General features: G+C 44.7%; 18 protein-coding genes and 1 other annotated feature. Of the genes, 5 read left to right on the plus strand and 13 right to left on the minus strand.

The window, feature by feature from the left end; genetic code table 11:
• Positions 1-131 precede the first annotated feature (131 nt).
• A complete protein-coding gene (tyrS, locus tag M3221_RS00870; RefSeq protein ID WP_251269672.1) occupies positions 132-1,391 on the minus strand; it encodes a tyrosine--tRNA ligase in 1,260 nt (419 codons plus the stop codon).
• A gap of 43 nt (positions 1,392-1,434) precedes the next feature.
• Positions 1,435-1,648, minus strand: a binding site (T-box leader).
• A 131-nt stretch (positions 1,649-1,779) separates the two neighbouring features.
• A complete protein-coding gene (gene acsA / locus M3221_RS00875) occupies positions 1,780-3,498 on the minus strand; it encodes an acetate--CoA ligase (protein WP_251269673.1) in 1,719 nt (572 codons plus the stop codon).
• 187 nt (positions 3,499-3,685) lie between these two features.
• Here acsA and M3221_RS00880 point away from each other — a divergent pair, with 187 nt between their 5' ends.
• Genes M3221_RS00880 through M3221_RS00890 form a run of 3 tightly spaced genes read left to right on the plus strand, consistent with a single transcriptional unit; the run spans position 3,686 to position 6,140 of the window.
• A complete protein-coding gene (locus tag M3221_RS00880) occupies positions 3,686-4,318 on the plus strand; it encodes a GNAT family N-acetyltransferase (RefSeq protein ID WP_251269674.1) in 633 nt (210 codons plus the stop codon).
• Between the two features lie 17 nt (positions 4,319-4,335).
• Complete coding sequence (locus tag M3221_RS00885) at positions 4,336-4,983, plus strand: acetoin utilization AcuB family protein (protein ID WP_251269675.1); 648 nt, start codon at positions 4,336-4,338, stop codon at positions 4,981-4,983.
• Positions 4,980-6,140 (plus strand): acetoin utilization protein AcuC, encoded by a 1,161-nt coding sequence (locus tag M3221_RS00890; RefSeq protein ID WP_251269676.1) that lies wholly within the window; start codon positions 4,980-4,982, stop codon positions 6,138-6,140. The genes M3221_RS00885 and M3221_RS00890 overlap by 4 nt, the downstream gene beginning before the upstream one ends.
• Positions 6,141-6,204: 64 nt before the next feature.
• Here M3221_RS00890 and ccpA read toward each other — a convergent pair whose 3' ends face one another.
• The 5 genes from ccpA to M3221_RS00915 all read right to left on the minus strand — a co-directional run bounded on the left by ccpA (position 6,205) and on the right by M3221_RS00915 (position 10,435).
• A complete protein-coding gene (gene ccpA / locus M3221_RS00895; RefSeq protein ID WP_251269677.1) occupies positions 6,205-7,203 on the minus strand; it encodes a catabolite control protein A in 999 nt (332 codons plus the stop codon).
• A gap of 78 nt (positions 7,204-7,281) precedes the next feature.
• On the minus strand, positions 7,282-8,358 hold the full coding sequence (locus M3221_RS00900; protein WP_251269678.1) for a bifunctional 3-deoxy-7-phosphoheptulonate synthase/chorismate mutase: 1,077 nt from the start codon (positions 8,356-8,358) through the stop codon (positions 7,282-7,284).
• A 200-nt stretch (positions 8,359-8,558) separates the two neighbouring features.
• The gene (ytxJ, locus tag M3221_RS00905; RefSeq protein WP_251269679.1) at positions 8,559-8,879 is read right to left on the minus strand and encodes a bacillithiol system redox-active protein YtxJ; all 321 of its coding nucleotides are present in this window, start codon (positions 8,877-8,879) and stop codon (positions 8,559-8,561) included.
• Positions 8,880-9,100: 221 nt separating this feature from the next.
• Positions 9,101-9,895, minus strand: a complete 795-nt coding sequence (locus M3221_RS00910) for a YtxH domain-containing protein (RefSeq protein ID WP_251269680.1) — start codon at positions 9,893-9,895, stop codon at positions 9,101-9,103.
• Between the two features lie 51 nt (positions 9,896-9,946).
• Complete coding sequence (locus M3221_RS00915; RefSeq protein WP_251269681.1) at positions 9,947-10,435, minus strand: DUF948 domain-containing protein; 489 nt, start codon at positions 10,433-10,435, stop codon at positions 9,947-9,949.
• A 158-nt stretch (positions 10,436-10,593) separates the two neighbouring features.
• Here M3221_RS00915 and M3221_RS00920 point away from each other — a divergent pair, with 158 nt between their 5' ends.
• Positions 10,594-11,709, plus strand: coding sequence for an aminopeptidase (locus M3221_RS00920; protein ID WP_251269682.1), 1,116 nt, complete (start codon positions 10,594-10,596; stop codon positions 11,707-11,709).
• Between the two features lie 61 nt (positions 11,710-11,770).
• On the opposite strand, the gene murC is transcribed toward M3221_RS00920, so the two are convergent.
• The 4 genes from murC to M3221_RS00940 form a co-directional block, all read right to left on the minus strand.
• The gene (murC, locus tag M3221_RS00925) at positions 11,771-13,069 is read right to left on the minus strand and encodes a UDP-N-acetylmuramate--L-alanine ligase (protein ID WP_251269683.1); all 1,299 of its coding nucleotides are present in this window, start codon (positions 13,067-13,069) and stop codon (positions 11,771-11,773) included.
• 157 nt (positions 13,070-13,226) lie between these two features.
• Entirely contained in the window at positions 13,227-15,503 is a 2,277-nt protein-coding gene (locus tag M3221_RS00930) for a DNA translocase FtsK (protein WP_251269684.1), read from the minus strand.
• A gap of 121 nt (positions 15,504-15,624) precedes the next feature.
• Positions 15,625-16,425: a DUF1444 domain-containing protein gene (locus M3221_RS00935; RefSeq protein ID WP_251269685.1), complete on the minus strand. Its 801-nt coding sequence runs from the start codon at positions 16,423-16,425 to the stop codon at positions 15,625-15,627.
• Between the two features lie 18 nt (positions 16,426-16,443).
• Entirely contained in the window at positions 16,444-17,514 is a 1,071-nt protein-coding gene (locus tag M3221_RS00940) for a M42 family metallopeptidase (protein ID WP_251269686.1), read from the minus strand.
• Positions 17,515-17,656: 142 nt separating this feature from the next.
• Here M3221_RS00940 and M3221_RS00945 point away from each other — a divergent pair, with 142 nt between their 5' ends.
• Entirely contained in the window at positions 17,657-17,977 is a 321-nt protein-coding gene (locus M3221_RS00945; RefSeq protein ID WP_242233222.1) for a PepSY domain-containing protein, read from the plus strand.
• A 39-nt stretch (positions 17,978-18,016) separates the two neighbouring features.
• Here M3221_RS00945 and trmB read toward each other — a convergent pair whose 3' ends face one another.
• Entirely contained in the window at positions 18,017-18,664 is a 648-nt protein-coding gene (trmB, locus tag M3221_RS00950) for a tRNA (guanosine(46)-N7)-methyltransferase TrmB (RefSeq protein WP_251269687.1), read from the minus strand.
• Complete coding sequence (locus M3221_RS00955) at positions 18,648-19,484, minus strand: phosphotransferase (protein ID WP_396120234.1); 837 nt, start codon at positions 19,482-19,484, stop codon at positions 18,648-18,650. The genes trmB and M3221_RS00955 overlap by 17 nt, the downstream gene beginning before the upstream one ends.
• Positions 19,485-19,612 lie beyond the last annotated feature (128 nt).

Raw genomic sequence — 19,612 nt, forward strand, 5'->3', positions numbered from 1 at the left:
ATGGATTTACTCTTATTTTTCTCTGATCTTTATTTTACCATAAAACAGCAATCTCCATTTATCGATCGAAAAAGCAAAAAAAACCGCCCCCTTTGCGTGACGGTTTTTTGAATGCATATGCACTTTACTGATTACTTGTACTGAATTAAAAAGTACTTCTTTTTCCCGCGGCGGATGACGGTGAATCGGCCGTCCATTTTGTCTTCTTCCGATAAAACATAAGCCGTGTCTGTCATTTTTTCACCGTTGATCGATACAGCGCCGTTTTGCACATCTTCACGCGCCTGGCGTTTTGATGGAGAAATTTTAGCGTCGACAAGCAGGTCAACAATGTTTGGAAGCTCTCCTTCTGCCGTGTAGCTTGGAACGTCTTTAAGCCCCTGCTCGATTTCATCAGCAGATAATGACTTAATGTTACCGCTGAACAGCGCTTTTGTAATATTGATCGCTTGAGCCAGCGCTTCTTCTCCATGAATGAGACGCGTCATTTCTTCTGCAAGCGCTTTTTGTGCTTTACGAAGGTGCGCTTCTTCTTTCATTGATACTTCAAGGGCTTCGATTTCTTCTTTTGAAAGGAACGTGAAAATTTTCAAGTAGCGGATTGTATCAGCGTCCGCTGTGTTAATCCAAAACTGGTAAAACTCATAAGGAGATGTTTTCTCCGGATCAAGCCATACTGCGCCGCTTTCCGTTTTTCCGAATTTTGTTCCGTCTGATTTCGTTACAAGCGGAATGGTAAAGCCGTATGCCTGCTCGCCTTCTGGGTTTAGTTTGCGGATCATTTCAAGACCGGTTGTAATATTGCCCCATTGATCACTGCCCCCAATTTGCATGCGGCAGCCGTGATTTTTATGAAGATAGTAGAAATCCATCGCCTGTAAAATCGTATAAGCAAACTCTGTGAATGAAATGCCGCTCTCAAGCCGTGATGCGACTGTATCCTTGGCCAGCATGTAGTTCACACCGATATTTTTTCCGAAGTCACGCAGGAATGTCACTACATCCATAGATCCGATCCAGTCGTAGTTATTGACAAGAACAGCGCCATTTTCACCTTCTACTGAGAAGATTTTTTCCAGCTGGGCACGAAGGCCGTTCACATTTTTTTGCACCTGCTCCATCGTCTGCAGCGTACGCTCTTCTTTTTTACCGCTCGGGTCGCCGATTGTTCCCGTCGCTCCACCCACCAGCACAATAGGCTTATGGCCGTGCTGCTGAAAGCGGCGCAGTGTTAAAAATGGCAGCAAATGGCCGATATGCATACTGTCTGCTGTCGGATCGACACCACAGTACAGGGCAATTTTTTCATCTTTCAGCATTTTTTCAATGCCTTCTTCGTCTGTCTGCTGGTAGACGATGCCCCGCCATTTTAAGTCTTCTAACAATTCCATATTATCCTCTCCTTTTTCAACAAAAAAACGCCCCTGCAATCAATGCAGGGACGCTGTTTACGCGCGGTACCACCCAGGCTTGAGAAAATCATTCTCCACTCTATACCGGTAACGACGGCAGACGTCAGCCGCTACTTGTTGTTCACGGCGAAAGCTCCGGGAGGTAATTCATCTCACTGTTTGTGCTTTCTTCCACCAGCCGAAAGCTCTCTTTGTAACAGGGACAGCAGACTACTTGTTCCGTTCATCGCTTTGTTTATTGAATATAACACACATTGTAGCCTGCACCACTTTGTTTGTCAAACGGAAATTGTTTATTGTTACATGATGCTACTGCTTCACAAAAAAAGCTGCTCCGCTTTTTTTGCGGAGCAGCCGTTCAAACTTGTTAGTCTTCCATCGTCGATAAGTCACCCGTTGGCAGATCAAGCTCCCATGCTTTCAAGACACGGCGCATAATTTTGCCCGAGCGTGTTTTCGGAAGCTTGTCACGAAACTCAATTTCACGTGGAGCAGCGTGAGCAGCAAGGCCTGTTTTAACAAATTGGCGGATTTCTTCTTTTAAATCGTCCGATTGTTCATATCCGTCACGAAGTGCAATAAATGCTTTGATCACTTCGCCCCGGACCGGGTCTGGTTTTCCAATCACGCCTGCTTCGGCAATAGCTGGATGCTCGACAAGCTTGCTCTCTACTTCAAATGGGCCGACGCGCTCACCAGCTGTCATAATGACGTCATCTACGCGGCCCTGGAACCAAAAATAGCCGTCTTCATCCATGTATGCGGAATCTCCGGATACATACCAGTCACCCGGCATAAAATAAGATTCGTATTTGGCTTCATTGTTCCAAATCGCCGCCATCATAGACGGCCAGCCTTTTTTAATCGCCAGATTGCCCATTCGGTTTGGCGGCAGCTCATTGCCCTGGTCATCTACAATGGCTGCTTTCACTCCAGGAATTGGTTTACCCATAGATCCCGGGCGAATATCCATTGACGGATAGTTACAAATTACTTGAGCGCCTGTTTCTGTCATCCACCATGTATCGTGAATGCGAAGGTCAAAAACTTTTTTACCCCAGCGTACAACCTCCGGATTTAATGGCTCTCCCACGCTTAAAATATGGCGCAGGGACGACAGATCAAACTTTTTCACAACTTCATCACCAGCGCCCATCAGCATGCGGAAAGCTGTTGGCGCACTGTACCAAACGCTTACTTTATACTCTTCAATCGTTCCATACCAAGCCTCCGGACTGAAGCGTCCCCCAACAATGACGTTTGTAGAGCCTGTCAGCCATGGGCCGAAAATGCCATAAGCTGTACCTGTTACCCAGCCCGGGTCCGCTGTACACCAGTAAACGTCACTTTCCTGCAGGTCAAGCACCCACTTGGCTGTCTGATATTGCTGAATCATTGCATTATGTACGTGCAAAACCCCTTTAGGTTTTCCGGTCGAACCAGATGTGTAATGAAGCAGCATCCCATCTTGACGATCTACCCATTCAATCTCAAACTGGTCTGATGCTTCTTTCCACTTTTGCATAAAATCTATTTGCTTTTCGTCCTCTTCTACGCTGTCGGACACGATAAATACTTTTTCCAGCTTCGGCAGCTCATTGACCGGAATACGGCTTGCAAGCTCCGGCGTCGTAATAATCATGCGTGCCTCACTGTCTTCCAGACGGTCCCGCACAGCCCCTTCCATAAATGCTTCAAACAACGGCCCCACAATAGCTCCTGCTTTAATTGCCCCTAATGCTGCGAAATAAAGCTCCGGTGAACGCGGCATAAAAATAAAGACACGATCTCCTTTTTGAAGATCTCCGTATTGCTTTAGTACATTGGCTGCTTTGTTTGTATTTGCTTTCATCTCTGCGAACGTGTATTGCTCACTGCGGCTGGCATCCCGGTAATAAAGCGCCACTTTTTCCCCTTTGTCAGACTCGGCATGACGGTCAATCGCTTCATATGCCGCATTTACTTTACCTGTCTGGGACCAGGAAAAAGCTTTCTCTGCTTCTTTCCAATCAAAAGAGGCATACGTTTGATCATAATCTGCTAAATTATAATTTCCCTGCACAGCTGATAGCGCTTCCAATTTCATAAACCGATTCCCCCTTTTGTATGATGAATGCTCCCTTATTATATAACACATCCAGATTTTTCACAATTTATACAAAATTAAAATTATGAAGATTGTAAGGATTCTATGAAAATTCAGTGAAAACGCTTTATTTATTGTTTATTTATGTATATGGTTAGGATAGAAGATTTATGAAGGCGGTGACCTAATGGAACATATCAAAACCTATTATTCAAAAGAATTACAAACACCCAGCGGGACACTGATTGTAGAAGGTCCCATTGAGCCGGAACAGCTTGCAGAGTACAAGTTCCATGAAGGACTGGTAGCATTTCGCCAGCCTGACCAGCAGCTTGAAGCTCTTATTGAAATTGCGGGTCTTCCCGAAGGGCGAATTATTATTGCGAGAAATGATCAAACGATCGTTGGGTATGTTACTTTTTTGTATCCCGACCCTCTAGAGCGGTGGTCGGAAGCAAAACTTGATAATCTTATTGAGCTTGGCGCAATTGAAGTAGCGCCGGATTACCGGGGCGCCCGGGTTGGCCAAACGCTGCTGCACGTTGCCATGATGGATGACCAAATGGAGGAGTATATCACCATCACCACCGAATATTATTGGCATTGGGATTTAAAAGGAACCGGTTTAAATGTGTGGGAATATCGTAAAATCATGGAGAAAATGATGGGTGCCGGCGGACTTGTATGGTACGCAACCGACGATCCAGAAATCAGCTCTCATCCTGCGAATTGTTTAATGGTCCGAATTGGTTCAAGAGTAGATCAGGAATCGATTCAAAAATTTGACCAGGTGCGTTTTATGAACCGCTTTATGTATTAAGAAAGGAGGGCTGACCAGTGATCCTTGAAGAAATTATGAAAGTTCATATACATACACTTACCCCTGACGATACGATCGGGGCCGCTCTTCAGCTTTGCCGTGACCATAAAATCCGCCATATCCCTATTTTGGATGCAGATCATACATTGGCCGGACTGGTGACTGATCGAGACATAAAGGACGCGACACCCTCCATTTTAAAACAAGAAACCGGCTCTGAACAATTAAACAAGCCGCTCAGCCTTATTATGAAAACAAATGTGATTACAGGACACCCGCTCGATTTTGTTGAAGATGCCGCTGCAACCTTTTATGAGCATCATATCAGCTGCCTGCCCGTTGTTCAAAACGGCAAAGTGATCGGGCTAGTGACAGAAACCGATGTTCTTCATACCTTTGTAGAGCTCACAGGTGTTAACCAGCCTGGTTCACGCGTCGAGGTTCGTGTGGAGAATAGGGCAGGGGTTTTATACGAAATTTTACATGTGATGCATCATCGGAGGGTAAATGTACAAAGTGTTCTTGTTTATCCGGACCGCACAGCTGCAACACATAAGGTGATTGTTTTACGCATTCGAACGATGAATCCGGTCGGCGTCATCGACGATTTGAAAAAAGAAGGCCACGAGGTGCTTTGGCCAAACATGCCGGGGATTCGTTCATGAATCATGATGCCATTTTTATTTATTCCGATCAATTATTGCGATATCGGTTTTCAGAACATCATCCCTTTAATCAGTTTCGCCTTACGCTGACCCTTGATTTGCTTCGTCACCTGAATGCATTGGACGACAGCCAGATCATTGAACCTCGTATGGCAGATGATGAAGAGTTGACGCTTATTCATGACCGTGAGTATGTAGAAGCAGTAAAAAAAGCGGGACGCGGTGAATTGCCTGAATCAATCGGTGAAGGATTCGGACTTGGCACAGAAGATACACCGATGTTTAAAGACATGCATGAAGCAAGTGCTTTTCTGGTCGGCGGCGCTTTGACCGCAGCTGACCAGGTGATGACCGGCCGGTCCAATCATGCCATTCATCTAGGCGGCGGCCTTCATCATGGATTTCGCGGAAAAGCGTCGGGGTTTTGCATTTATAACGACAGTGCCGTTGCGATCAAGTATTTGCAGAAAAAGTACAAAGCACGGGTTTTATATGTAGATACAGATGCCCACCATGGCGATGGTGTACAGTGGGCTTTTTATGATGATCCGGATGTGGCCACGTATTCGATTCATGAAACAGGGCGTTACCTTTTCCCCGGAACAGGCAGTGTAACAGAGCGAGGACATGGACAAGGCTATGGTTATTCTTTTAATGTACCGCTCGATGCATTTACAGAAGATGAGTCCTGGCTCGCTTCCTATGAAACGACGCTGCGTGAAGTGACGCATTTTTTCAAGCCGGATGTGATTTTAACGCAAAACGGTGCGGACGCCCATTATTATGACCCGCTAACGCACTTGTCCGCAACGATTAACATTTACAAGCATATTCCTGCACTGGCCCACGAGCTCGCTCACGAATACTGTGATGGCCGCTGGATTGCGGTTGGCGGGGGCGGCTATGATATATGGCGTGTTGTTCCGCGCGCTTGGTCTCTATTATGGCTTGAGATGAGCGGACAGCAGCATCTTGCAGCGACATTTCCAGAGGGCTGGACGGCAAAGTGGCAGCCAAAAGCACCGCATCCCCTTCCCTCATCCTGGACAGACCCGCCTGATATGTACCCTGCTATCCCGCGAAAAAGCGAAATTACGGAAAAGAACCAGCTGACGGTGGACAAGCTTCTTTATCCGCTCCGTGATCAAAAAAAATAACCGGACAGGCACAGTTTGTTTGTACACTGTGCCCGTCCGGTTTTTATTGTTTATCCTGTTGTTCTTACGCTTTCGTTGAGCCGCGCTTTTCAATGCGGTGCGGCAGTACCACCACTGGGTTTTCTACTTCTTCCTTGTTCATCAGCTTTGTTAACAAACGCATTGCAACCGCACCAATGTCATAAAGTGGCTGCGCAACCGCTGTCAGTTGAGGACGCACCATTAGAGACAGCTTTGTTGAATCGAAGCTGACTACTTCAAGATCATCTGGAATAGACAGACCCGCTTCTTGAGCTGTGTGAACAACACCAAGAGCCATCTCATCATTGTAAACAAATACAGCTGTTGGCTTTTCGTCTGCTTCGCTTAGCTTCTCCCATGCTTCAATCCCAGAATCATATGTGTAATCGCCTTCCACAACGAGGGATTCATCATAAAGGCCTGCTTCTTCAAGTACCTCTTTGTATACCGCAAGCGCATACTTTGTGTTGATCACATCGTGGAATGGGCTGGCTACATAAGCAATGCGCTTATGACCGCTTTCAATTAAAGACTGCATCACTTCACGAGCGGCCTCTTTGTAATCGATATTAACAGAAGCTGTTTTTCCAGATGTTTCAACAGAACCCGCCAGCACAACCGGTACTGGTGAACGGTCAAATTCTTTTACATGCTCTTCTGTAATGTGATTGCCCATAAAAATAAGGCCGTCTACTTGTTTGCCAAGCATCGTTTGAATTAAATGCATTTCTTTTTCTTCATTTTGATCCGAGTTGCTTAAAATAATGTTGTACTTATACATAGTCGCAATATCTTCAATTCCGCGTGCAAGCTCTGCATAGAAAATATTTGAAATGTCAGGAATGATTAACCCGACAGTTGTTGTTTTTTTGCTCGCCAGCCCACGTGCAACTGCATTTGGACGATAGCCTAAACGCTCGATTACATCATTTACTTTCTTTCTTGTTGCCGGTTTCACATTCGGGTTTCCATTTACTACGCGCGATACTGTTGCCATCGACACGTTTGCCTCTCTTGCTACATCATAAATCGTAATATTCATCGGGTAATAGCTCCTTTTCGTTTCTTTCTCTCTATATTAACGAAAAAAGGCTCCTGTGCAAACACAGGAGCTCTAATTTTATGCTTTTACTGGTACAGATTTTAAAATCTCATCATAAAATTCATCAAATTGTTGCAAATTCATCTGCTGCGCTGCATCAGACAGTGCAACGGCCGGGTCCGGATGCACTTCTGCCATAATTCCATCTGCCCCGATTGCGATACCTGCTTTTGCCGCTGGAAGAAGAAGATCACGGCGTCCAGTTGAATGCGTAACATCCACAAAAACAGGAAGATGCGTTTCTTGTTTTAAAATTGGCACCGCGGTAATGTCAAGCGTGTTTCGCGTAGCGCGTTCATAAGTACGAATGCCCCGCTCGCAAAGAATGACTTGATCGTTTCCTTGGGCAAGAATATACTCTGCTGCATTAATAAATTCATCAATGGTAGCCGCTAAACCGCGTTTCAACAAAATAGGCTTTTTCACAGCCCCTGCTGCTTTTAAAAGCTCAAAATTTTGCATATTACGGGCACCGATTTGAATGACATCTATATAGTCACAGGCTGCTTCAATATCAGCCGGATTGACAATTTCGCTGACAACAGCAAGGTCAAATTCATCTGCTACGCGCTTTAGAATTTTCAGCCCCTCTAAGCCAAGTCCCTGGAAATCATATGGAGACGTACGCGGCTTGTAAGCACCGCCGCGGATCATTTTCAATCCTTTGCCTTTGATCGATTTTGCCACTTCTGCTACTTGCTCGTATGATTCAACCGCGCAAGGTCCAAAAACAAACGTAACATTGCCATCTCCTACTTTATGGCCTCGAACCGTCACAACAGTATCTTCTTGCTTTTTCTTTCTTGAAACAAGAAGCGCTTTTCGATGATCGTCTTCTTGAAGTTCAAGACCTGCTTTGAAAATTTCTTTGAAAATATGTTCAATAGTGGAACGTTCAAACGGTCCATCGTTTTTATCTAGTAAATTATTAAGCATAGAGCGTTCACGAACTGGATCATAACGGTTAACACCTTGTTTTTCTTTAATACGCCCGATTTCTTGAACAAGTTCTGCCCGTTCGTTAATTAACTTTAGCAGCTGGACATTCATTTCATCCACTCTGCTTCTTAACTGTTCTAGTTCCTGATTGCTCACATGTCTCATCCTTCCACACTGATATAATCGAAATATTTCCTCAATTTAAAGCAAACAAATGCCGTATTCAATTCTTAATTACATTTATTATAAATCAACCGTTTGGAAAAGTCACGATAATTTTACTTTATTACTAAAACGCTTTTAAGCATTAAAGTAAAAGGGTCAAAAAACCCAAACGAAATTCGTTTGGGTTTGACTTATAGAACGGAAGCAAGCTGGTCCTTTGTGATTTTCCAATGAGATTCATTCCACTCCGGTTTTCCATTTTTAAAATAAATCACCTGAGGAGATTCATGTCGAATATCCGTCACTTGAGCAATATGATTGGATAATTCCCGCGCTTCCTGGACCGCCAGGTAGACCCCCTGCTGACCAGAAGTGGGGTCTTTTATAAATGATTCGTATGCTTCGTATGCGGCAGCGCTGATGGGACATGTGGTACTATGCTTTAGTAAAAAGAAAGGCTCGTTCCTTTCCAAAAGTTCTTCAAACTCCGCAATATACATAATCTTCTGCATCCTGACAGCTCCTTTTTCAAAATGAAAAGCCGGAACCAGTCCGGCTTTAGGCTGCCCGCAAACGCCCGCTTTCGGCGTCACTTGCCGGCTGTGAATGCTTATGACCCCGAAAGGTCACTCCGCTTCTCAGCCGACAGCGTTTTTGGAAAGCCAGACGTTTTTAATCAGCCTGCTTTCTTACTTTGTCTACACTCTCAAACCGGAACAAGTCCGGCCTATTCTTATTTGTTGTTAAACTTTTTATTTGAATTGTTGTTATTTCTGTTGCTGTTGTTATTGTTGTTATTTAAACCGCCGTTTTTCTTTTTTTCATTAATACCTTTGTCAGCTGGGTCTACCCATCCGGCAGAAGTAGCATTCGTTGATGCTGTTGTGCTTGAGACCGTTGCTGTCGAGGTTGAGGTTGATGTATTGCTTGATGTATTGCTGCTTGTTTGATTTGAATTATTTTTTGCTTTTTCTGCTTCATCAAACGCTTTTTTTGTTTCATCAAGCTTTGTTTTAGCTGTATCAGCTGTTGTATCTACTTTATCTTTTACCGCTTCTGCTACGCTGTCTACAACCGATTTTGCATCTTCTTTTTTCTCATCCAGCGATGCCGAATTCATTGTTCCAGTTCCTGAGTCAGCATTATCAGATGACTTCATGGACTTTACTTTATCCATTAAAGCAGAAGATTTTTCCTGCACTGCGCTTGTTAAAGAAGATGTTTTATCTTTTGCCGTATCCGTTAAGCCGCTGGCACGCTCTTTTAAAGAGCCGGCCTGCGAATTTAAGCTGCTGCGCAGTTCTGTACCTGATTTAGGTGCAAGCATCAAAGCGGCCGCAGCACCAACAACTGCACCAAAGATAGCGCCTGTAACAAAGTCTTTCGTATTCATTGACTCTTCATAATCATAACGGTCTGTATTTAAATCAAAGCTGTCATACTGAGGCTGAGCCTGAATTGGATATTGAGGTGAATTAACCCCATTCTTTTTAATATTAAACTGATCATATGTGTTTTTAGTTCTCATGGGTAAACGCTCCTCTTCAAATTTAGTCGTTATGCTTTACTTTTTAGTCATTTATATATCGTTGTTTTTGTAAGCTGGGGCTGGTAAAGCTTCTGTGCGCCCTGCTGGGGACGGGGAACCTGCTGTAGTTTTTTCGTCCTGTTTAAATTTGTCAACCAGCTGCTTTATAACATTTCCCCATTGCACAGCTTGAGAAATTTTGTATTGATTTTTTTCTACTTGGGATGCAACGGTTGTTGTCACCTTTTTCAATGAATGGTTCAAGTTATGAACAGATGAACCAACATCCTTTACAGCATAAACAACTGTATTCAGCTGCTCCGTTTTATGCTGAACATCCTCAGCCAGCGCATTCGTTTTATGTAACAGTTCAGCCGTTTCCGCTGTCACATTCTTCAATTGCCCTTCTAGGCGGTCAACTGTACGGGATAGAGTATCAAGCGTGTTATCGACTGATTTTAATGTTCTGGACAAATTAAGGACCAAAATTAAAAACGCGATAGCCGCAACCGCCGCACTCAAATAAAGAATAATTTCCACTCCGGGACACCTCCAACGTTTATTTATGTAATAAAATTACCCTGTGCTTATGATTATAAACACTAATTTTATTATTTCTTTTTTTACAATTAAATTTCCTGCTTTTTGCACAAAGTTTCGGGAAATCGTACAATAAAAAGGATTAGGAGGATGATTTTATGAAAGATTCACGTATTCAAACATTAGCTGCCAATTTGATCAACTACTCTTGCCAAATACAACCCGGTGAAAAAGTATTGATTGAAAACTTTGGCCTGCAGCGCGAATTGGTCACTGCGCTGATAGAAGAAGCATATAAAGCTGGAGGATGGCCCTACGTGCTGTTAAAGGACCACAGAGTAGACCGCTCCCTTCTGATGGGTGCGCAGGAAGGCCAGTTTGACCTTATGGCCGATTTTGAAGCGAATGTAATGAAGGAAATGGACGCTTATATTGGTCTGCGGGCCGGTGATAATATAAATGAGCATGCTGATGTGCCGGCAGAAAAAATGAAAATCCACGGCAATACGATCGGCAAAAAGGTACACCGTGACATTCGGGTACCGAAAACAAAATGGGTTGTTCTTCGCTATCCGACATCTTCTATGGCGCAGCTTGCCAAAATGAGCACAGAGGCATTTGAAGATTTTTATTTCAATGTATGCAACCTGGACTACAGCAAAATGGATGCAGCGATGGAGCCGCTTGTAGCGCTCATGAACCGCACAGACCGCGTACAGCTTAAAGGACCTGGAACAGATTTAACTTTTTCCATTAAAGATATTCCTGCTGTTAAATGCGCGGGCCAGCTGAATATTCCGGATGGTGAAGTATACACAGCGCCTGTGCGTGATTCTGTGAACGGCGTGATTTCTTTTAATACGCCTTCTCCTTATGAAGGCTTTACGTTTGAAAATGTAAAGCTGCGGTTTGAAAACGGGAAAATTATTGATGCACATTCTAACGACGTTAAACGAATCAATGACATTTTTGATACCGATGAAGGGGCTCGGTTTATCGGTGAATTTGCCATCGGCGTCAATCCTTATATTCTTCATCCGATGCAGGATATTTTATTCGATGAAAAAATTGACGGCAGCTTTCATTTCACGCCTGGTGAATGCTATGAAGAGGCTTATAACGGCAATCATTCTAATATTCACTGGGACATGGTCAATATTCAGCGTCCGGAATACGGCGGCGGTGAAATTTGGTTTGATGGTGTATTGATCCGAAAAGACGGCCGGTTTGTTCTGCCGGAGCTTGAAGGCTTGAATCCAGAAAACTTAAAGTAAAAAGTGAATTTGCTCCATAAAAAAACGCCTGCTGCCGGGTAACGGCAGCAGGCATTTTTCATTAAGCAAGCTGTTCTTCGTAAGCAGCCTGGAATTTTTGAATGTCACCAGCGCCCATAAAAATTAAAACGCTGTTTTCATGCTTTCTTAAAACCGGCGTACCGTCTTCTTTGATAAGCTGTGCACCTGGAATTTTTTCTTGAAGATCTTCAATCGTCAATTTGCCGTGGTTTTCACGGGCTGACCCGAAAATATCACACAAGTAAACCGCATCTGCTCCATTTAAGCTGTCTGCAAATGCATCAAGGAAAGTCTGTGTACGAGAAAACGTATGCGGCTGGAATACGGCTACGATTTCACGGTTCGGATATTTTTGGCGTGCTGCATTAATCGTTGCACGAATTTCAGTTGGATGGTGCGCATAATCGTCAATCAGCACCTGTCCTCCCGCCTGCTTTTCAGAGAAGCGGCGTTTTACACCCGAGAATGTCAGCAGCCGTTCTTTTACGATGTCTGTATCAATATCCTCGTAGTGGCATAAACCAATGACTGACAGAGCGTTTAAAACGTTATGATCGCCGTATCCAGGGATTCGGAACGTCGCATAAAATTCATTCCGGACAAACACATCAAAAGTGGTTCCTTTTTCGTCAAAAGACGTATTGCGTGCCTGGAAATCATTTTCATCGCCAAAGCCATAAAAAACAACCGGTACGTTCGCTTGAATGCCCTGTAAATACTCGTCATCACCGCATGCAAAAATACCTTTTTTCACCTGCATGGCCATTTGTTGAAAAGCAGAAACAACATCCTGCACATCAGCAAAATAATCCGGATGATCGAAATCGATATTCGTCATAACGGCGTAATCTGGCGAATAAGATAGGAAATGACGGCGGTATTCACATGCTTCAAATACAAAATAAGCTGCATCTTTTGCTCCGCGGCCTGTTCCATCTCCAATCAAATAAGACGTTGGCGCCGATCCGCTTACAACATGTGCCATCAAGCCGGTTGTAGACGTTTTCCCGTGTGAGCCTGTAATCGCCACGCTCGTAAAGTTTTGAATAAAATCTCCTAAAAACTTGTGATAGCGGATCACCGGCACGTTCATTTCATGAGCGCGTTTGATTTCTTCGTGATCATCTCCGAAAGCATTTCCCGCAATAACTGTCATGCCTTCTTGAATATTATTTTCGTTAAATGGCAAAATTAAAATGCCTGCTTCTTCAAGCGCTTTTTGTGTAAAAAATGTTTTTTCTACGTCAGATCCCTGCACAGTATATCCTTTATCGTGAAGAATATGGGCGAGGGCGCTCATTCCAGAGCCTTTTATTCCAACAAAATGATAGGTTGTCATCATTAAACCTCCAGCATTCTCTAGCCTTTTACATGTAGTATATGTATTCCCGCCTCATTTGAAACGGAAGGCAGTCAATCATTGCATTTGTCCATTATAGCATTTTTTTCAGAGTGTGACTATTCTTCAAAAAAACCGGTGCATATGCACCGGCCGGTTAATTTGATTCTTCGAAATAAGCCAGCAGCTCTTCTTCCGAAATCAACACTTCCCGCGGCCGTCCCGCCCGTTGGCCAGAAACAAGACCTTTTTCTTCCATTATTTCAATCAAGCGGGCAGCGCGATTATAGCCTACCTTTAAATTCCGCTGCAGCATAGAAGTCGAAGCGCCTCCCTGGCGGACTACCAGCTCACAGGCTTCTTGAAACAGTTCATCTTCTTCATCATGAACGGCTGCTTTTTGCAGCAGCTCTTCTTGCTTAAACAAATAATCGGGCTGCTGCTGTGCTTTTGCAAATTGAACCACTTCATCAATTTCCTCATTGGTTACAAACGTTCCCTGCAGACGGACAGATTCGCTCGCGCCGTTATTTAGGAACAGCATGTCCCCTTTTCCAAGTAGTTTCTCCGCCCCTACTTTGTCTAAAATCGTACGCGAGTCAATCTGTGAAGAAACCGAAAAGGCAATCCGCGTTGGAATGTTCGCTTTAATCAAACCTGTAATAACATCTACAGACGGGCGCTGGGTTGCCACAATCAAATGAATACCGCAGGCGCGGGCTTTTTGGGCAATCCGGCAAATCGACTCCTCTACATCCCCTGGTGCCATCATCATTAAATCTGCCAATTCATCAATCACTATGACCAAATACGGTAGATGCGGTTCATTGAATTCCGATGCTTTCACTTTTGCATTGTAAGAAGCCATGTCCCTTACACCTGCATGGACAAAAAGCTGATACCGCCGCTCCATCTCTTCTACCGCCCATTTCAATGCCGCAGTCGCTGCCTTTACATCCGTGATCACCGGGCTCGCTAAATGCGGAATGCCATTATACGGCGTTAACTCAACCATTTTCGGGTCAATGAGAAGCAGTTTGAGTTCATGAGGCGCTGCTTTGTACAAAAGACTAACTAAAATGGAATTAATACAGACGCTCTTCCCTGAGCCAGTCGCACCGGCAATGAGCCCGTGCGGCATTTTTTGCAAATCCAGCACAACCGGATTGCCGGCAATATCAAGGCCCAGCGCGGAAGCCAGCGGCGAAGAATGTGATTGAAAACGGCTGTGGCCGATAATTTCACTGATATAGACCGGGCGGCTTTTTTCATTAGGGAGTTCAATACCGACGACCTGGGTGCCTGGAATTGGTGCTTCAATTCGAATCGTCCGCGCGGCAAGACTGCGTTTAATATCGTCTGTTAAACTAACAATCTTGCTCACTTTAACTCCGATCGCCGGTGTTACTTCAAAGCGCGTAATAGACGGGCCAGTGGTTACCCCAGTCACATGTGCATTGATGTTAAAGCTTTTCAATGTTTCATTCAGCAGAGCTGACTTCTCCTGTACCCAAGTATCGTCAGCTGATTCCTGTGCCGGCGGTGTTAAAAACGAGAGCGGCGGACGATTTATTTTCTCAGGGATCACCGTCGGTTCCTGTACAGGCGGCTTGTCCTCTTTGGCTTTGGCAGCAGGCACGTTGGATGGAGCAGAAGCGGACTGGGGCTGCTGCTTTAATGCCGGCTTAGGCTTTGCCATTTTCTCGCGATCTTTCTTCAGCATGACAACGTTAAAAGGGGAATGGCGCCGTTCTCTCGGCTTTTCTTTTTGCTCGGAAGGCATGCTCTTTTCTGGATAAAGAACGGCCGGCTTTTGTGCCGGCGCCTCCTCATCCTCCTTCGGCTTTGGCACTTCCCGTCTTGGCACCTCTTGTATAGATGCTTCCTTCTTCCGTTCAAGTGGACGCTTCTGCTCTTTTGAAAACAGCAAAAGCGGCTCATTCCTTTTTTCCCGCTCTTCGCTGCGTACACTGCGTATATCTTCTTTCACCGGCCGGGACCGAAATCCATAAATAGGTGACGGAATCTCTGTCGGCTTAAACGGACGCGGTGCAATACGTGATGCTCCTGACGCAGAAGTATACGCTGGCTTGTGTCCCTGCTCACTCCTCGATGATTCAACCGGCGCAGCGGAAGCAGGCTCGTGCCGGGTGAGGCGCGGCGAGCGGCGTGGATTTTCCTCATGCCCGCTCCGCTTTACAGTCGGATACCGGTATGCTACACGCGTAGAAAGCTGCTGCACGGATGGAAGCGAAGGAATGGTGCGCTTCTGCTCAAAAGAAGCAGGGGCTGGAGCCTGGCGCGGCGGCGGCTCTTCCACCGGCTCTGGTTTTAGCTCTTCAACTGTATCAGCATCGACTGGTTTCGTTTCATCTACTTCAATGATTTCAATTTCTTCTCTGAAATAGGAGAGAATTTTTTTAAACAGACTCATTTGTAATCACTCTTTCTCCTTAAAGTCTTTTTCATTGTACCAACTATACACGATTTGTTAACAGAAAAACGAAATTTTGGGAAAATAGATGGGGATGAAAAAGAACCGTCCGCTAAAGACGTTACTCTTTACGCGGACGGTTTTTAGCTAAAATAAAGATTGGTTCAAGGTGTCCTTCTTCATACACAAAAGAAAGAGCGGTGATGGGAACACGGCCGGCCGCGAAAAAGCTCATCGCCATCTGTGCCAATATGTCATAGCCTGTTTCATTCCGAATGTCCCCAATAATGAGTACATCCCCATGTGGAATAGAAATCGTCATCGCTCCTTCTATTTTCTCACTCATTTCCTTTAAAAACCGGTCATTTAAAATACGAGTGGCATCATAGCCATCATTTGAATTCAAGAAATAAAAGATATTTCCCGCTACTGTATCCTGTTTCATCTCAAGCGGCAGAGAGCGCAGGTTAAAACGGGCTATTTCCCGTATTTGCTCTGCTGTCCATCCTTCTTTTTTCATAAGCTTCTCATCGATCAGCCGGTAAGTGGTACCAAGATCCACCGCATAGTATATACGGGTTTCTGCTGTATGTTCATCCCAAAAAAGCGGCACACCTTCCTCCGCCTCTGTTGGAAAAGAGGCGGCCCGGATTACCGGAAAAATCTGCTTTTCTTTTTCTTCTTTTTGCCCGGCTCCATCGAATGCATTTAACGCTTCATTTACATAATAAATCGTTTCCTCAGCTGCTTTTTGAACATTGCCTTCAAATTTAGCCAAAATGCCGCCCAGTGCCACTGTGACGCCTTTTTTCGTTTCACTGTTTTCAATCCGCATTTCTTCTTTTTCACGGTCGTATAGGATGGTTCGATTCGGCTGTTTAAGCGTTTGTTCAAGTTCTCTTTTTAATTTCATGGTAGACATATCAGTCTCCCCCCATCTTTAGTATTGCTTGATCGTATCAACCGTCGCTTTATCCATACTAGTGACCAATCGAACGAGCAGTTCTTTGGCCGCATCATAATCGTCCGTATGAATAATAGATGAATGTGTATGAATGTACCGGGAACAAATACCGATCACGGCACTTGGCACGCCGCTTCCTGTCGTATGAACACGGCCCGCATCTGTACCACCGGGCGATACGAAATATTGATAAGGGATGCTGTTTGATTCTGCCGTATCAAGTATAAACTCACGCATACCGCCATGCGTCACCATAGAGCGGTCAAAAATACGCAGAAGAACTCCCTTGCCAAGCTGTCCGAACTCCTTTTTATCCCCTGTTGCGTCGTTGGCCGGGCTTGCATCCAGCGCAAAAAAGATGTCCGGGTTGATTAAATGGGCAGCGGTTTGTGCCCCGCGAAGACCTACTTCTTCTTGAACGGTTGCGCCTGAATACAGCATGTTCGGGACTGTTTTTCCATGAAGCTCTTTGAGCAGCTCAAGCGCCAATCCGCATCCATATCGATTATCCCAGGCTTTCGCCATGATTTTTTTCGGATTTGCCATTGGTGTGAATGGGGAGACAGGCAAAATAGATTGACCCGGCTTAATGCCAATCGCTTCCGCGTCTGCTCTGTCGTCTGCTCCTACATCGATCTGCATATGCTTAATCTGCATCGGTTTACTGCGTTGATCTTCCGTTAACAGGTGCGGCGGCGTGGAAGAAATCACTCCTTCTATCGGACCATTCTTTGTATAGATACGGACTCTTTGGGCCAGCATGGTTTGATTCCACCAGCCGCCAAGCGTTTGAAAGCGAATCATTCCATTATCGGTAATCGCGGTTACCATAAAAGCGACTTCATCCATATGGCCTGCTACCATCACACGCGGCCCATTTTCATCCCCATTTTTCACTCCAAATATGCTGCCAAGGTGATCTTGAATAATAGAATCAGCATAAGGCTCCATTTCTTTTTTCAAAAAAGCGCGCACGGCATGTTCATTTCCCGGTGCACCCGGCAGTTCTGTCAGCGTTTTAAACATGTTTTTGGTTTCCTGATTCATTTGCTCCATTCCTCCCGCTTTTCTTTTGTTCATTATACCGAAAATAACGCTCAAGGTGGACTGAAGCGCATTTTAGTTTTCAGTCCTTTCGTCTTCTTGTATACTAAAGAAGCAATCAACTAGATAAACAGGGGGTTTCAATATGGTAAAATGGGATCGAACCGCTTTTTTGATCGGCGCAGCCGCTGGAGCAGCCGCCGCCATTTTGATTCAAAAACAAACGTCCAAATCAATGAATATTCCACCTGAAAAAGTATTAAAAAAAGTAAAAGAGACCTTTAAACAGAATGGACCGGTCGATGGTTCCTGGATTCAAATGAAGCCGGAGCAAATTGACAACAATGGATTTCCCGTACTCGTTTATAAAGGCGGTATTTCCCGCCCTGGCGATTCCGGAAATACACAATTTGAATTTTCAGCAGATGCAAAAACGGGCACACTGTTAAACGTGCAGCCTGTATAAAACAAAAATCCCAAACGGGTTCGACCCGTTTGGGATTTTTTATGCACGCGGCTGGAATCGGGCCTCCGAACGGTAAATTCGCTGGCCTTTTGCCGAGAATTTTTCTTCATATTCAGTCATCACATTTCCTTCAAAGGAGCTGTTGTGCAGATCCAGGCTGACAAACGTTAACAGCATACCATATTCGGAAAAGCTTTTTAACGAGAATTCAAACAGCCCTTGGTTGTCAGTTTTAAAATGCACTTCCCCGCCCTCAGGCATAAGGGATTCATACAAGCTTAAAAATGTCTTATAGGTTAAACGGCGTTTGGCATGGCGGCTTTTAGGCCATGGGTCAGAAAAGTTTAAATAAACGCGGCCTACTTCCCCTTTTTCAAAATAATTGAGCAGCTCTGCCCCATCTACATTAAGCAGTTTCAAGTTAGGAAGGTCTGCTTCAATAAGCCGGTCAAGCGCCGTCACAATGACGCTTTCATACATTTCAATCCCGATATAGTTGATATCAGGGTTTTGTTTTGCCATTCCTGTTACAAATTGGCCTTTTCCTGTTCCTACTTCAATATGAATCGGATTGTTGTTGCCAAAAATTTCATACCAGTGCCCTTTTGCTTCTTCAGGGTTTGGAACAATATATTGTGGATGAGCGCTGATTTTCTCGCGCGCCCATGGTTTATTTCGTAAACGCATCTTGCCTGTTCTCTCCATTTCCAAATAAATTATGCTCTGCTTCCAACAGCTGATGCAGAGAAGCTAAACCGCGGTTCATATCGTGGAAGCGGGTTTTTTCACGGTTCCACTCAATAGATGAAAGCAGCTGTGCGGCCGCATACCATTTCATGCGGTGAAAGAAATCTGGTGTTAATGCCAAGCCATACTGATTGAGCCACTCGGCCCAGTTTTCCCGTTTCACATATCCAAACAGCAATGTGCCAATATCCATCGCCGGATCGGCAATCATGGCACCATCCCAATCAATTAAGAATAACTCGTCCTCGTCAGAAAGGAGCCAATTATGATGATTTACATCCGTGTGACATACGACAAATTGATAATCCGGCACATTTGGCAGACCCTCTTCTAAAAAACGAAGCGCATCCGAGACAACCGGATGGGCAGACATCGAATGAACTTGGGAACGGATATCAGATAAAGTAGCTGCCGGCAGTACAGGCTGTTTTCCAAGCCGTTTGAGCATGTTTAAAAGCGGTTTGGATGAATGAATTTTCCCCATCAGCCGGGCAACACGATCTGACTCCATTTCTTCCGGCCCAAGTTCCCTGCCATTCATCCAATGCTGCGCGGAAATCACATCGCCGTTTTCAAGCCGCTTTGTCCAAACAAGTTTTGGGACAATTCCCTCAGCTGAAAGCATAGCAAGAAAAGGAGAAGAATTTCGCTTTAAAAACAGCTCCTGTCCAGCATGACGCGCAAAAAAAGCTTTTCCTGTTACGCCTCCGGCAGGCATTATTTCCCAATCTCTTCCCAAAAAGTGTTCCAAAAACCTCACCTTTTTCATAAAAAAAAGACAGCAGCCGCTTCGAGAAACAATCGCTGTCTTTTTTATTACTTGTATCGTTCGTTTATCGTCTGACATATTGTATCATGAATCGGCGCTTTCGACCAGTTCCTTTATGA

The sequence above is a fragment of the Domibacillus indicus genome (assembly GCF_023715895.1).
Classification (GTDB): Bacteria; Bacillota; Bacilli; order Bacillales; family Domibacillaceae; genus Domibacillus; species Domibacillus indicus_A.

What these genes read in the sequence shown, in the direction of transcription:
- ytxJ (WP_251269679.1), bottom strand. Translation starts at nt 8,879, where the DNA reads ATGCAGAAGATTATGTATATTGCGGAGTTTGAAGAACTTTTGGAAAGG.
- M3221_RS00940 (WP_251269686.1), bottom strand. Translation starts at nt 17,514, where the DNA reads ATGAATCAGGAAACCAAAAACATGTTTAAAACGCTGACAGAACTGCCG.
- M3221_RS00935 (WP_251269685.1), bottom strand. Translation starts at nt 16,425, where the DNA reads ATGTCTACCATGAAATTAAAAAGAGAACTTGAACAAACGCTTAAACAG.
- trmB (WP_251269687.1), bottom strand. Translation starts at nt 18,664, where the DNA reads ATGCGTTTACGAAATAAACCATGGGCGCGCGAGAAAATCAGCGCTCAT.
- M3221_RS00910 (WP_251269680.1), bottom strand. Translation starts at nt 9,895, where the DNA reads ATGAGAACTAAAAACACATATGATCAGTTTAATATTAAAAAGAATGGG.
- murC (WP_251269683.1), bottom strand. Translation starts at nt 13,069, where the DNA reads ATGACAACCTATCATTTTGTTGGAATAAAAGGCTCTGGAATGAGCGCC.
- ccpA (WP_251269677.1), bottom strand. Translation starts at nt 7,203, where the DNA reads ATGAATATTACGATTTATGATGTAGCAAGAGAGGCAAACGTGTCGATG.
- M3221_RS00930 (WP_251269684.1), bottom strand. Translation starts at nt 15,503, where the DNA reads ATGAGTCTGTTTAAAAAAATTCTCTCCTATTTCAGAGAAGAAATTGAA.
- tyrS (WP_251269672.1), bottom strand. Translation starts at nt 1,391, where the DNA reads ATGGAATTGTTAGAAGACTTAAAATGGCGGGGCATCGTCTACCAGCAG.
- M3221_RS00945 (WP_242233222.1), top strand. Translation starts at nt 17,657, where the DNA reads ATGGTAAAATGGGATCGAACCGCTTTTTTGATCGGCGCAGCCGCTGGA.
- M3221_RS00920 (WP_251269682.1), top strand. Translation starts at nt 10,594, where the DNA reads ATGAAAGATTCACGTATTCAAACATTAGCTGCCAATTTGATCAACTAC.
- M3221_RS00890 (WP_251269676.1), top strand. Translation starts at nt 4,980, where the DNA reads ATGAATCATGATGCCATTTTTATTTATTCCGATCAATTATTGCGATAT.
- M3221_RS00880 (WP_251269674.1), top strand. Translation starts at nt 3,686, where the DNA reads ATGGAACATATCAAAACCTATTATTCAAAAGAATTACAAACACCCAGC.
- acsA (WP_251269673.1), bottom strand. Translation starts at nt 3,498, where the DNA reads ATGAAATTGGAAGCGCTATCAGCTGTGCAGGGAAATTATAATTTAGCA.